The sequence below is a fragment of the Xanthobacter variabilis genome (assembly GCF_043831965.2).
Taxonomy (GTDB): Bacteria; Pseudomonadota; Alphaproteobacteria; order Rhizobiales; family Xanthobacteraceae; genus Xanthobacter.
In genome coordinates, this window is sequence record NZ_CM195533.1 from 2,937,903 (window position 1) to 2,951,120 (window position 13,218).

General features: G+C 66.9%; 12 protein-coding genes. 5 read left to right on the forward strand and 7 right to left on the reverse strand.

Annotation, left to right across the window (positions count from 1 at the left end; all coding sequences use genetic code 11):
• The first annotated feature begins 6 nt into the window (after nt 1-6).
• From V5F26_RS12760 to cysG, 5 genes are all read left to right on the forward strand, one after another.
• Entirely contained in the window at nt 7-1,794 is a 1,788-nt protein-coding gene (locus V5F26_RS12760; RefSeq protein WP_394946093.1) for an ABC transporter ATP-binding protein, read from the forward strand.
• Between the two features lie 117 nt (nt 1,795-1,911).
• Complete coding sequence (locus tag V5F26_RS12765) at nt 1,912-2,325, forward strand: globin family protein (RefSeq protein ID WP_394946094.1); 414 nt, start codon at nt 1,912-1,914, stop codon at nt 2,323-2,325.
• A 19-nt stretch (nt 2,326-2,344) separates the two neighbouring features.
• On the forward strand, nt 2,345-4,789 hold the full coding sequence (gene nirB / locus V5F26_RS12770) for a nitrite reductase large subunit NirB (protein WP_394946096.1): 2,445 nt from the start codon (nt 2,345-2,347) through the stop codon (nt 4,787-4,789).
• 19 nt (nt 4,790-4,808) lie between these two features.
• Entirely contained in the window at nt 4,809-5,150 is a 342-nt protein-coding gene (gene nirD, locus V5F26_RS12775) for a nitrite reductase small subunit NirD (protein ID WP_394058958.1), read from the forward strand.
• A 9-nt stretch (nt 5,151-5,159) separates the two neighbouring features.
• On the forward strand, nt 5,160-6,632 hold the full coding sequence (cysG, locus tag V5F26_RS12780; protein ID WP_394946097.1) for a siroheme synthase CysG: 1,473 nt from the start codon (nt 5,160-5,162) through the stop codon (nt 6,630-6,632).
• Between the two features lie 95 nt (nt 6,633-6,727).
• Here cysG and V5F26_RS12785 read toward each other — a convergent pair whose 3' ends face one another.
• The 7 genes from V5F26_RS12785 to purU all read right to left on the reverse strand — a co-directional run bounded on the left by V5F26_RS12785 (nt 6,728) and on the right by purU (nt 13,111).
• On the reverse strand, nt 6,728-7,804 hold the full coding sequence (locus tag V5F26_RS12785) for an aminotransferase class III-fold pyridoxal phosphate-dependent enzyme (RefSeq protein WP_394946098.1): 1,077 nt from the start codon (nt 7,802-7,804) through the stop codon (nt 6,728-6,730).
• A gap of 118 nt (nt 7,805-7,922) precedes the next feature.
• Nucleotides 7,923-8,981 carry a CobW family GTP-binding protein gene (locus V5F26_RS12790; protein ID WP_394058827.1) on the reverse strand — a complete coding sequence of 353 codons (1,059 nt, stop codon included), beginning with the start codon at nt 8,979-8,981 and terminating at the stop codon, nt 7,923-7,925.
• A 103-nt stretch (nt 8,982-9,084) separates the two neighbouring features.
• Nucleotides 9,085-10,059, reverse strand: coding sequence for a metal ABC transporter solute-binding protein, Zn/Mn family (locus tag V5F26_RS12795; protein WP_394058825.1), 975 nt, complete (start codon nt 10,057-10,059; stop codon nt 9,085-9,087).
• A 13-nt stretch (nt 10,060-10,072) separates the two neighbouring features.
• On the reverse strand, nt 10,073-10,945 hold the full coding sequence (locus V5F26_RS12800; protein WP_234050113.1) for a metal ABC transporter permease: 873 nt from the start codon (nt 10,943-10,945) through the stop codon (nt 10,073-10,075).
• A 142-nt stretch (nt 10,946-11,087) separates the two neighbouring features.
• The gene (locus V5F26_RS12805; RefSeq protein ID WP_394058824.1) at nt 11,088-11,828 is read right to left on the reverse strand and encodes a metal ABC transporter ATP-binding protein; all 741 of its coding nucleotides are present in this window, start codon (nt 11,826-11,828) and stop codon (nt 11,088-11,090) included.
• Nucleotides 11,829-11,830: 2 nt separating this feature from the next.
• Nucleotides 11,831-12,106 carry a hypothetical protein gene (locus V5F26_RS12810; protein WP_394946099.1) on the reverse strand — a complete coding sequence of 92 codons (276 nt, stop codon included), beginning with the start codon at nt 12,104-12,106 and terminating at the stop codon, nt 11,831-11,833.
• Between the two features lie 135 nt (nt 12,107-12,241).
• Nucleotides 12,242-13,111, reverse strand: a complete 870-nt coding sequence (gene purU / locus V5F26_RS12815) for a formyltetrahydrofolate deformylase (RefSeq protein ID WP_394946100.1) — start codon at nt 13,109-13,111, stop codon at nt 12,242-12,244.
• Between the last annotated feature and the right edge of the window lie 107 nt (nt 13,112-13,218).

Here is a 13,218-nt window from a genome sequence, read left to right on the forward strand (position 1 = left end):
TGGGTCATGAGCGCGCTTCAGCCCCGTCCCAACACGCCCATTCTGGAAGCCCGCGGCGTTGCCAAGGGGTTCGGAATGGGGGAGGCCCGCAACGCGGTGCTGGGCCAGATCGATCTCGATGTGCACGAGGGCGAGTTCATCGCCATCGTGGGCTTCTCCGGCTCGGGCAAGTCGACGCTCATCTCCCTTCTGAGTGGCCTTTCCCAGCCGGATGCAGGCGAGGTGCGCTTTAAGGGCGAGCGCGTGACGGGTCCCGCCCCGGAGCGGGGCGTGGTGTTCCAAAACTACGCGCTCATGCCGTGGCTCTCGGTGGAAGCTAATGTGTCGCTGGCGGTGGACGCCGTGCACAAGAGCCGGCCCAAGGCGGAGCGGCGCGACATCGTCGCGAGCACCATCGACATGGTGGGCCTCTCCCACGCCACGGAGCGCAAGCCGGCGGAGCTTTCCGGCGGTATGCGCCAGCGCGTTTCGGTGGCGCGGGCGCTCGCCATGCGGCCGGATGTTCTGCTGATGGACGAACCGCTGTCCGCCCTCGACGCCCTCACCCGCGCCAAGCTGCAGGACGAGTTCGCCGCCATCTGCGAGCGCGAGAAGAAGACCATCGTCCTCATCACCAATGACGTGGACGAAGCCATTCTCCTGGCCGACCGCATCCTACCCCTGACCCCGGGCCCCGAGGCGACCCTGGGTCGCTCGTTCCCGGTCGCGCTGCCGCGGCCGCGGGAGCGCGGGGCCATGAATTCGGACCCGGACTTCATCCGCATCCGCGCGGAGGTGACGGAATATCTGCTGGATCTCGGCGCCCGGCGCGGGGTGGACGCACAGCGCGACATCCTTCTGCCGAATGTGGTGCCCATCACCCAGAAGCCGCTGGCCGATAAGCTGCCGGCCGCCTATGCCAAGCGTGCCCATTCGCCCATCGAGCGGCGTTTCGTGGAGTTTTCCGACCTGCGGAAGGTGTATCCGACCCCGAAGGGGCCGCTCACCGTGGTGGATGGCTTCGACCTGAAGATCAATAAGGGCGAGTTCATCTCCATTATCGGCCATTCGGGCTGCGGCAAGTCCACGGTTCTGTCCATGGCGGCGGGGCTGAATGCCATCTCTTCCGGCGGCATCGTGCTGGATGGGCGCGAAGTGTCCGGCGCGGGGCCGGACCGGGCGGTGGTGTTCCAGGCGCCGTCCCTCATGCCGTGGCTGACGGCGCGGGAGAATGTCGCCCTCGGCGTGGACAAGGTCTATCCCGATGCCTCCTCCGCCGAGCGGCGCGACATCGTCGAATATTATCTCCAGCGTGTGGGCCTGGGCGATGCCATGCACCGGCTTGCCGCCGACCTCTCCAACGGCATGAAGCAGCGTGTGGGCATCGCCCGCGCCTTCGCTTTGTCGCCCAAGCTGCTGCTGCTGGACGAGCCCTTCGGCATGCTCGACAGCCTCACGCGGTGGGAGCTCCAGGAAGTGCTGATGGAGGTGTGGGCCCGCACGAAGGTCACCGCCATCTGCGTGACCCATGATGTGGATGAGGCCATTTTGCTCGCCGACCGGGTGGTGATGATGTCCAACGGGCCGAACGCCAGGATCGGCAACATCATGGAGGTGGATCTTCCGCGCCCGCGTACCCGCAAGGCGTTGCTGTCGCACCCCGATTACTACGCCTACCGCGAAGAACTTCTGGATTTCCTCGAGGCCTATGAAGGCGGAGCCAATCCGGCTGCCGAACAGCTTCAGGCCATCCAGAACAAGCGGGCGGCGCGCATGAGGCGTCAACATCCCGGCGCCAGCGAGGCGGTGGGCTGAACCGCCTCGGGAGAGGCGGGCGGGGCCGCGTAAAAAAAGTGTTGTAACGCAAGTCATTAGAGCAATTTCCGCGGGCTGGCGCGCGCGGGGAAACGCTCTCGCTCGGAGAGATGGACGATGAATTCGGAACAGATCGATTTGGTCCGGGCCTCTTTCGCCAAGGTGTTGCCCATCCGCGAGCAGGCGGCCGGGCTCTTCTATGGCCGCCTGTTCGAGATCGCGCCGGAGGTGAAGCCCCTCTTCAAGGGCGACATGGCCGAGCAGGGCAAGAAGCTGATGGCCACCCTCGCGGTGGTCGTGAACGGCCTCACAAATCTTGAAGCCATTCTGCCGGCGGTGAAAGAACTGGCGGTGAAGCATGTGGACTACGGGGTCGCACCGGAAGACTACGCTAAGGTGGGTGCGGCTCTCATCTGGACCCTGGAGCACGGCCTCGGCGCCGATTTCACCCCCGAGGTCCGTGAGGCCTGGGTGAGCGCCTACACCACCCTTTCCGATGTCATGATCCAGGCGGCCACCCAGCCGGCTTGAAGACCTGAAGGATAAAGCCGTGACCCAGAAGCTTGTCATCATCGGCAACGGCATGGCCCCCGGCCGGATGCTGGAAGAATTGCTCGAAAAGGCGCCCGGCCTTTACGACATCACCATTTTCAATGCCGAGCCGCGCGTCAATTATGATCGCATCATGCTCTCGCCGGTGCTGTCGGGCGAGAAGGCCTATGAAGATATCATCATTCACGATGATGCCTTCTACGCCTATCACGGCATTACCTTGCACAAGGGCGCCAAGGTGACGACCATCGACCGCGCGGCCAAGACCGTGACGGCTGAGAACGGCATCACCGCGCCCTATGACAAGCTCGTCATCGCCACCGGTTCCACCCCCGTCGTCATCCCCGTGCCGGGGGCGGACCTGCCCGGTGTCCTCGCCTATCGTGATCTCGATGATGTCTCGCGCATGCTCGAGATCGCGCGGAATGGCGGCCGGGCAGTGGTCATTGGCGGCGGCCTCCTGGGCCTGGAGGCCGCCTATGGCCTGAAGCGCCAGGGCATGGAGGTGAGCGTCGTTCACCTCATGCCCACCATCATGGAACGCCAGCTGGACCCGGCCGCCGCCTATCTCCTGGAAAAGGCGCTGGCCGATCGCGACATCACCATTCTCACCAAGGCCAACACCAAGGCGATCCTGGGCACGGAGAAGGTGGAAGCCGTGGTGCTGGACGATGGCCGCGTGTTGCCGGCGGATCTGGTGGTGATGGCGGTGGGTATCCGCCCCTCCGCGCGGCTGGCGAAAGAGGCGGGCCTTGAGGTCAATCGCGGCATCGTGGTGGACGACGGCATGCGCACGTCCGACCCCGCCATTTATGCCCTGGGCGAGTGCGCGGAGCATCGGGGCCAGTGCTATGGCCTCGTGGCGCCGCTCTATGAGAGCGCCAAGGTGCTGGCGGACCGGCTTTCCGGCGGGCAGGGCGAATATCATGGCTCGGTAACCTCCACCAAGCTGAAGGTCACTGGCGTCAACCTCTTCTCCGCCGGCGATTTCGGGGAAGGGGAGGGGCGCGAGGAAATCGTGCTGCGCGACGCCGCGGCCGGCATCTACAAGCGCATCATCCTGAAAGACAACTGCATTCTGGGTGCCGTGATGTATGGCGATGTCGCCGACGGCCCCTGGTATTTCGACATGCTGAAGCGCGGCACCGATGTGTCGGAGCTGCGCGCCACGCTCATTCATGGCCAGGCCTTCCAAGGCGGGGGCGAGGCCAAGGACCCGGCTGCGCTGGTGGCCGGGCTGCCGGACGACGCGGAAATCTGCGGCTGCAACGGCATCTCCAAGGGCAAGATCGTCGCCGCCATCCGCGAGAAGGGCCTGACCACGCTGGCGGACGTGCGGGCCCACACCAAGGCCTCCGCCTCCTGCGGCTCGTGCACGGGTCTGGTTGAGCAGGTGATGGCGCTGACGCTGGGCGAGGCCTATCGCCCGGCGGTGGTGGAGCCGGTGTGCGGCTGCACGGATCTTGGCCATGACGATGTGCGCCGCCTTATCCGCGCCAAGGGGCTGAAGACCATTCCCGCTGTGATGCAGGAGCTGGAATGGAAGACCTCCTGCGGCTGCGCCAAGTGCCGGCCGGCGCTGAACTACTATCTCGTCTGCGAATATCCGGACGAATATGCGGACGACTACCAGTCCCGCTTCATCAATGAGCGCGTGCACGCCAACATCCAGAAGGATGGCACCTATTCGGTGGTGCCGCGCATGTGGGGCGGGGTGACCTCGTCCGCCGAGCTGCGCGCCATTGCCGATGTGGTGGACAAGTTCGCCATTCCCATGGTGAAGGTCACGGGTGGCCAGCGCATCGACATGCTGGGCGTGCGCAAGGAAGACCTGCCCGGCGTGTGGGCCGATCTCGGCAAGGCCGGCTTCGTGTCGGGCCAGGCCTATGCCAAGGGGCTGCGCACGGTGAAGACCTGCGTGGGCTCGCAATGGTGCCGCTTCGGCACCCAGGATTCCACGGGCCTGGGCATCCGCATCGAGAAGTTCATGTGGGGCTCATGGACACCGGCCAAGGTGAAACTGGCCGTCTCCGGCTGCCCGCGCAACTGTGCGGAAAGTACCTGCAAGGATATCGGCATCATCTGTGTGGATAGCGGCTACGAGATCCACTTCGCCGGCGCGGCGGGCCTCGACATCAAGGGCACGGAGATCCTCGGCACGGTGAAGACCGAGGACGAGGCGCTGGAACACGTGGTGGCGCTCGCCCAGATGTATCGCGAGGGCGCGCGCTATCTGGAGCGCATCTACAAATGGGCGAAGCGCGTCGGCTATGACGAGGTTCGCGCCCAGATCATGGACGATGCCGAGAAGCGCAAAGGTTATTTCGAGCGCTTCGTGTTCTCCCAGAGGTTCGCGCAGGTCGATCCCTGGTCGGAGCGGGTCTCCGGCAAGGACAAGCACGAATTCAAGCCCATGGCGGTCATCGCCCAGGCGGCAGAGTGAGGGCGCAAGGATGACCGACATGAACTGGATCGCCATTGGCCACCTCAGCGACATTCCCCGCCGGGGCGCCCGCTGCGTCACCACCCCGAGGGGCCGTATCGCCGTGTTTCGCACGGTGGATGACGCGGTGTTCGCCGTGGTGGACCGCTGCCCCCACAAGAAGGGGCCGCTCTCCCAGGGCATCGTGCATGGCCATTCCGTGACCTGCCCGCTGCATAATTGGGTCATCTCCCTGGAAGACGGCACCGCCCAGGGCGCCGACGAGGGCGCAACGCCCACCTTGCCACTGCGCAATGAGGATGGGGCCCTGTTCATCAGCCTCGACACCCTGTCGCTGCCCGCCGATCTGGCGGCGGAATAGGAGGACGCTATGGCCTGCGCATCGCTTCCTGCTCCCTTTTCCGTTGGCCGCGAACCGGTTGCCCGTCGCCCCGCGCGGGTGGAGCCGCTGGCGGTGCTGCCCGTGTTCCTCGATCTGAAGGGCCGAAAGGCGCTGGTGGTGGGCGGCTCCGATGCCGCCGCCTGGAAGGCGGAGCTGCTGGAGGCGGCTGGCGCCAAGGTCCATGTGTGCGCCGAGATGCTCGGGCCGGCCATGGCAGCGCTGGTGCAGGAAGGGCGCATCTCCCACGAGCCTGCATCCTGGCGGGCCGCGGCGCTCGACGCCTTCGCGGTGGCAGTGGCGGACCTGGAGGGCGCGGAGGCGGAGGACTTCGCGCGTGCCGCCCGACGGGCCGGGGTGCCGGCGAACGTGATCGATCAGCCGGCTTTGTGCGCCTTTCAGTTCGGTTCCATCGTGAACCGCTCGCCGGTGGTGGTGGGCATCTCCACCCATGGCGCGGCGCCGGTGCTGGGGCAGGCCATCCGTAGGCGGATCGAGACGTTGCTGCCGCGCCACCTTTCGGCCTGGGGTGCCCTCGCCGCGCGCATCCGCCGCCAGGTCGCGGAGCGCTTCGCCACGGTGGCGGAGCGGCGGGGCTTCTGGGAAGCCTTCGCGGAACGAGCGTTCACGTCCGCGGCCGCACCGCAGGCGGCGGAAGACGTGGTGTCGCGGCTGGCTCGCCCGCTGCCGCAGGGCGGCTCAGTCACCCTGGTGGGCGCGGGCCCGGGCGATGCCGAATACCTCACCTTGAAGGGCATGCGCGCGCTCCAGTCGGCAGACGTGATCCTGTTCGACGATCTGGTGTCGCCGGAGCTGCTGGAGCTCGCCCGACGCGAGGCCAAGCGCATGCTGGTGGGCAAGCGCGGCGGGCGCGAGAGCTGCCGGCAGGAGGACATCAATGCGCTGATGCTGCGGTTCGCGCGGCAGGGCAAGAGGGTGGTGCGGCTGAAGGCGGGCGACCCTTCCGTGTTCGGCCGCTCGGGCGAGGAGATCGCGGCCCTGGAGGCGGCGGGCATTCCCGTGAGCGTGGTGCCGGGCATCACCACGGCGAGCGCGCTGGCGGCGGGGCTCAACACCTCGCTCACCCATCGCGATGCCGCGCAGTCGGTGCGCTTCGTCACCGGCCATTCGCGCAAGGGCGTGTTGCCGGACAATATCGATTGGCGTGCCGTGGCCGATCCTGCCACCACTACCGTCTTCTATATGGGCGGCCGCACCGCATCGCAGATTGCCCGGAGGCTGATGGACCAGGGCATGGCCCCCGCCACGCCCGTCATCATCGCTGCCAATGTCAGCCGCACGGATGAGCGACGCTGGAGCGGGCCCCTGTCTGCCCTGGCGGACGGCATGGCGCAGATGGGGCATGATGACCCGGTGGTGATCGGCATCGGCCGTGTGTTCGCCGGCGTCAATGCCGCCTCCGCCAGCGATTTTGCCGCCACGCCGGCGCTGGCCGTGGGCTGACATGAGCGGCTTGCGCCCTGGCGCCATCGGCCCTGGCGCTGCCTGCCCCGGGCGCGCCTCTCCTCAAAGTCGATGGCACGGGAGGAGTTCCGTGCTCACTCCATGCCTTGAGCGATGTGCTCAAGGATGGCGATCGCCATGTCGATTTCCTTTTCGCGCACCGTGAGGGCCGGGAACAGGCCCAGCACATTGCCCATTGGGTGGGTGCGCAGGCCCGCGGCGGCCGCCCGCTCGGCCATGGCGAGGGCGCCGGCGGGGCACTCCAGCCCCTGCATCAGGCCCAGGCCCACCACCGCGCTGAAAATGGCGCGGTGGTTGAAGGACAAAGTGGACAGCCGGTCCTCCAGCGTCCAGGAGCGGCTCTGCACCTCGGCCGCGAAGTCCGGATTGGCGATGCGGTCCACACGCACATGGGCCAGTTCCAGTGTCGCCTCACTGGGGGCGAAGGCCGGCGGGGTGGCCCCGCGCGCGACCTTGCCGGTGGTGAGCACGCCGGCGAGGGGCTCTTCTCCCGCCAACCCGTGGCCCAAAATCATCAGATCCGGCGTGACGCCCGTCCATTCATACGCCCACATCATGCCGGTGCGGCAGAGCCCGCTGGCCGTCTCGTCGAAGGCGAAGACAATCCCGTAATCATCCGTGGCCTCGCGCAGAACGGCGAGCAGGCCGCGGGAGGTCTCCTCGAAGGTGGGAACCGTGCGCACCGGGGCCACGAGGATGCCGGCGGTGCGCGGCGTGATGGCCGCCAGCACCGCGCCGGGATCGTCGGTGGTCAGAATCTCAATGCCGTCCTCTCCGGCGAGGCCGTCGGGAAGGGGCGTGTTCTGCGGGCCGGCGCAGTAGATGAGGTGGGTGCGCTTGGGTCGGCCCGCCACCTTCTGGAAAGCCCGGATGGTCTGTAGCGCGAACCGGCCGGCGCTCGCGCCATCGGGCAAAAGAAAGCCCTGGTCCGCGAACGAGACGGGCAGCAGCTTTTCAATGAGGGAGGGGCCGCTGCGGTCGCCCGGATCGCTCTCCTCCAGTTCTTCCGCGTCCTCGTCGGGGGCGAGGTCGTAGGGCGCATCGAAGTTGAGCGCGCGGAGCTCGGCCTGCGGCGGCTGGGGCCCAGCGCCAAAGGTGGCCGTGCCCGCGGGCTGGGGCTGAGCGGCAGGGGCGAGAGTGGGGTCGGACATGCAGCCTCCTTCCGGCCTCACGGCGGTTCGCACGTGTTCGCATCCGCCGCAAAGGTGCGCCGCAACCGGGCGGACCGCAAGCCGGTCCGCCCGGTCGGGGGAGAATGGCGGCGCGCCCTCAGGCGACGCAGGAGAGGAAGCCGTCCTTGAGCTTTGCCTCATCGAGCTTGCGACCGATGAAGACAATGCGGCTGACCCGCTTCTCATCGTCCTTCCAGGGGCGCTGGTGGTCACCGTCCAGAATCATGTGGACACCCTGGAACACGAACCGGTCCGGATCATCCTTGAAGGACAGGATGCCCTTGGAGCGCAGGATGTTCGGCCCCTCGGTCGCCACCAGATTCTGCACCCAGGGGAAGAACTTTTCCGGGTTCAGCGGCGCATCGGTGGAGAAGGAGACCGACTGCATCTCGCTGTCGTGCACCGCATGCAGGCCATGGTGGTGCCCATGGTCGTGGTCATGACCACAGCCGCAATCGGGGCCGTGCTCGTGGTCGTGATGATGGTGGTCGTGCTCGTCCTCCTCCAGGAAAGCGGGCTCGATCTCCAGGATGCGGTCGAGGTCGAAGGCGCCCTGGTTCAGCACCTTGGCCACATCGATTTCCGACTTCTGGGTGCGGTAGAGCTTGGCATAGGGGTTGATGCCGCGGATGCGGGCTTCCACCTCCTTCAGCTCTTCGGCGCCCACGAGGTCGGTCTTGTTGAGCAGGATCACGTCGGCGAAGGCCACCTGGTTCTTGGCCTCGGGCGCGTCCTTCAGGCGGTCGGAGAGCCACTTGGCATCGGCCACGGTCACCACGGCGTCGAGCCGGGTCTTGGCCTGCACTTCCTCGTCCACGAAGAAGGTCTGGGCCACGGGAGCGGGGTCGGCAAGGCCGGTGGTCTCGATGATGATGCCGTCGAAGGCGCCCTTGCGGCGCAACAGGCCGTCGATGACACGGATAAGGTCGCCGCGCACGGTGCAGCAGATGCACCCGTTGTTCATCTCGAACACTTCCTCGTCGGCGCCCACCACGAGGTCGTTGTCGATGCCGATCTCGCCGAACTCGTTGACGATGACGGCGAACTTCTTGCCGTGGGGCTGCGAGAGGATGCGATTGAGCAGCGTCGTCTTGCCCGCGCCGAGATAGCCGGTGAGGACGGTCACGGGGATCTTGTCGGACTGAATATCTGCCATGGTTCACACCTGAATGGGCGCGCGCCCGGCTTGGGGCCGGGCGCCACTGGGGTGTCGCGGATCAGCTCCGCGCGTTGAAAATCTCGTCTGGCCCGGGAGCCGCTCAGCTCGACAGGGCCGAGGAGAGCGTCTTCACGTTGGACTGGATCATCAGGATGTAGGTGGTCGCGGGGCCTTTGTCATCGGACAGCGCGTCGGTATAGAGCTCGCCGCCGATCTTGGCGCCGCTTTCCTTGGCGATGCGCTCCACGAGGCGCGGGTCGCTCACATTCTCCAGGAACACGGCGGGGATCTTCTGCGCCTTGATCTGGCGGATGATGCGGGCCACGTCCTTGGCGGACGCCTCGCTCTCGGTGGAGACGCCTTCAGGGGCAATCAGGGTCACGCCATAGGCGTCGCCGAAATAGCCGAAGGCATCGTGCGAGGTGATGACACGTCGCTGGGCCGCCGGAATGGCCGCCATCGCCGCTTTCACCTCGCCTTCCAGCGCGTCGAGCTTGGCGATGTAGGCGGCGGCATTGGCCGTGTAGGCGTCCTTGCCCGCCGGGTCGGCAGTGATGAGGCCGTCGCGGATGTTGGTCACATAGACCTTGGCATTGGCGATGGATTGCCACGCATGGGGATCGATGGGGCCGTGATCGTGGCCATGGGCGTCCTTCTTGCCCTTGGCGTGGCCGTGCTCCTCCTCTTCCTCCTGCGGCTCGGAGGCGGTGCGGGTTCGCGGGGTGATGCCGGTGGTGGCCACCACCAGCTCGGCCTTGGTGCCGGAAGCCTTGATGAGGCGATCCATCCAGCCCTCGAAGCCGAGGCCGTTTACAACGATGACCTTGGCCGCCGCCAGCGCCTTCGCATCGGCCGGGGTGGGCTGGTAGACGTGGCTGTCGCCATTGGGACCGACGATGGTGGTGACGGCCACACGGTCGCCGCCCACCTCCTTCACGAAATCGCCCAGGATGGAGAAGGAGGCCACCACCGGCAGCTTGGCCGCGGGTGCCTCACCTTCCGCCCAAGCGGGGCCGGAGACGGCACCGAGGGTGGTGGCCATGGCGGCCGCGAGCACGAGACGTCTGGAGAGCATCGGGGGCTTCCTTTCAGGCTTCGAGATGGCGTCCGGGCAGCAGGCGCGAAAGCACGCCGCCCGCAGGGCCGAACACAACGGCGCCGCCATAGGCGATCCCCGCCACCAGGATGATGGACGGGCCCGAGGGCGTGCCGAAGTTGTAGGAGACGAGCAGGCCGATAAGCCCGCTCAGGAAGGCGATCACCGAGGAGAGCGCCACCAGCGCGCTGAGGTCGCGCACGAAGAAGCGGGCGGTGGCGGCCGGCAGCATCATCAGCCCAACCGCCAGCAGGGTGCCCAGCGCATTGAAGCCGCCCACCAGGTTCAGCACCACCAGCGTGAGGAAGGCCACGTGGCTCACGCCGCCAGATCGGCTGACCGAGGCAAGGAAGGTGGGGTCCACGCTGTCCATCACCAGCGGCCGCCAGATGATGGCGAGGGTGAAGAGCGTCACTGTGGTGATGCCGGAGATCAGAAGCAGCGCCGCATTGTCGATGCCCAGCACCGTGCCGAACAGGACGTGGAGCAGGTCCACATTAGACCCGCGGACGGAGACGATGAGCACGCCCACCGCCAGGGAGATCAGATAGAAGGCCGCCAGGGAGGCGTCCTCCTTCAGCTCCGTGGCGCGGGCCACCACACCGGCACCCACGGCCACCAGCAGGCCCGCCACCAGGCCGCCGAGGCTCATGGCATAGAGATTGAGCCCGGCCAGCAGGAAGCCGATGGCCGCGCCGGGCAGGATGGCATGGGACATGGCATCGCCCGTGAGCGACATGCGCCGCAGCATCAGGAACACGCCCAAGGGCCCCGCCCCGAGCGCCAGCGCGAACACGCCCACCAGCGCGCGGCGCATGAACTCAAACTCGACGAAGGGCGCGATCAGCATCTCATAGGGGTTCATGCCGCATCCCCGTGGCAGGGGTGGACTGGCGAAGAGACAGAGGGGCGCAACGTTCTGGTCCTTGAGCAAGACCCGGCGCTCGGGGCCGCGCGCGCGGCTCCGTCGGGTCGAATTCGTGTATCGTGTTGTTTGCCGGGCCGGCTCAGGCCGCGACCGGGCAGGTGGCGGCGTCGGCCTGCCAGGCTTCGCCCATGTGCCTGGCCTTCAAGAGGTTTTCCGGCGCCAGCGCCTCCTTGGTCGGTCCCCAGGCGACGGCCCGGCGGGCCATCAGCAGGGTTTCCGGGAAGGCGGCGCGCACCAAGTCGAAATCATGCAGCACCGCCAGCACGGTGCGGCGCTCCCCATGCCAGCGGCGCACCAGGTCGACGAGATCGGCCGTGGTGCTGGCGTCGAGAGCGGTGAAGGGTTCGTCCAGCAGGATCACGCGGGCATCCTGCAGCAGCAGGCGCGCGAACAGGGTGCGCTGCATCTGCCCGCCGGACAGGGAGCCGATGGGACGATCCTCGAACCCTTCGAGGCCTACGGCCGAAATGGCTTCCTCGATTTTCGCCCGGTCCTTCCGGCCAATGCCGCCGAACAGGCCGGAGCGCCGCCACAGGCCCATGGAGACGAGATCGAAGACGGAAATGGGGAAGGAGCGGTCGAGGTCCGCGCCCTGCGGCAGATAGCCGATGTCGCGCGGGGAGATGCCGTGCAGGTCCACCGCGCCGCCGAGCGGGCGCAGGGAGCCGCAAATGCCCTTCAGCAGCGTGGACTTGCCCGCCCCATTGGGCCCGCACACGGCGAGCAGCGCACCCTCGGCCACCTCGCCATTAAGGTGATGCACGGCCGGATGCCGCTCATAGCCCAAAGTGAGATTGCGGAACGAAATCTGTGCCGACACGCTCATTCTCCCGCCGAGAAACCGAGCACCAACGCCACCGCGATCCACAACGGCGCCAGAAGGGCCACCGCCAGGAGCAGGCGCGCGCCCAGCGACATGCGCAGTAGCGAGGGGGGGATCACCACCGCGCGCCTGCGCCGCCCTTCGCCCTTGCCTGCAGATGGGCCAAGGGGGTGAGCCACGGGGTGAGCCGCCGCGCCCGCATCGCTCAGCACGCCGGCGCCGCGGGACGCGTCGCGCTGGGGTGAGGCCGGGGGCAGAAGGGTTTCAACGGACATGGTCACCTCGATCTGAGGTCTTTGATACAGTGTATCATAATTCCTGTCCAGCGCCTTTCGGCCCTTCCCAAAGGCAAAGGCCGGCCCCAGGGGGACCGGCCTTCATCATTGACGATACGGGAGTTTTCGCCTGGCTCAGTCGCGGAACACCACGGTGCGGCTGCCGTTCAGCAGCACCCGGTCCTGCACGTGCCAGGCGATGGCGCGGGCGAGCACCCGGCGCTCGATGTCGCGGCCCTTGCGCACCATGTCGTCGGGGGAATCCTGGTGGGAAATGCGCTCCACGTCCTGCTCGATGATCGGCCCTTCATCGAGGTCGCTGGTCACGTAATGGGCGGTGGCGCCCATGAGCTTCACGCCGCGGGCGTGGGCCTGATGGTAGGGCTTGGCGCCCTTGAAGCCGGGCAGGAACGAGTGGTGGATGTTGATGCACTTGCCCGACACCTTGGCGGACAAATCGTCGGACAGCACCTGCATGTAGCGCGCGAGCACGGCGAGCTCGGTGTTGGTGGACTGGAAGATCTCCCAGATCTTCGCTTCCTGCGCCATCTTGGTGTCCTTGGTCACCGGCAGATGGTGGAAGGGCACGCCGTCGAAATCGAGGTGGGCATAGGTCTCGCGCGGGTGGTTGGAGATGATGCCGGTGATCTCCATGGGGATCTCGCCGATGCGCCAGCGATAGAGCAAATCGGCGAGGCAGTGGTCGAACTTGGAGGCCAGCAGCAGCACTCGGCGCTTCTCTTCCTTGGAGCGCATGGTCCAGGTGAAGCCGAATCCGGCGGCGATGGGGGCAAAGCCGGCGCGGATGGCCTCGATGGTCGCAGCGCCCTCCACCACATTGAACACGATGCGCGTGAAGAAGCGCCCGCTCTCCTGGTCGTCGAACTGCTGGGCTTCCAGGATGTTGCAGCCCTTCTCGAACAGGAAGGTGGAGACGGCCGCCACGATGCCCGGCCGGTTCGGGCAGGAGAGGGTCAGAATGAAGTGCTCGGCGGGATTGGACATGAAAACCTCGGGAAGGTGACGCGTCTCTTGCCGTGCCGCGGGCGGATCACGGAATGTGAGGCGCTGTTTTGGACGGACGAACGGAAAATGGAAGACACCGGGGCGCG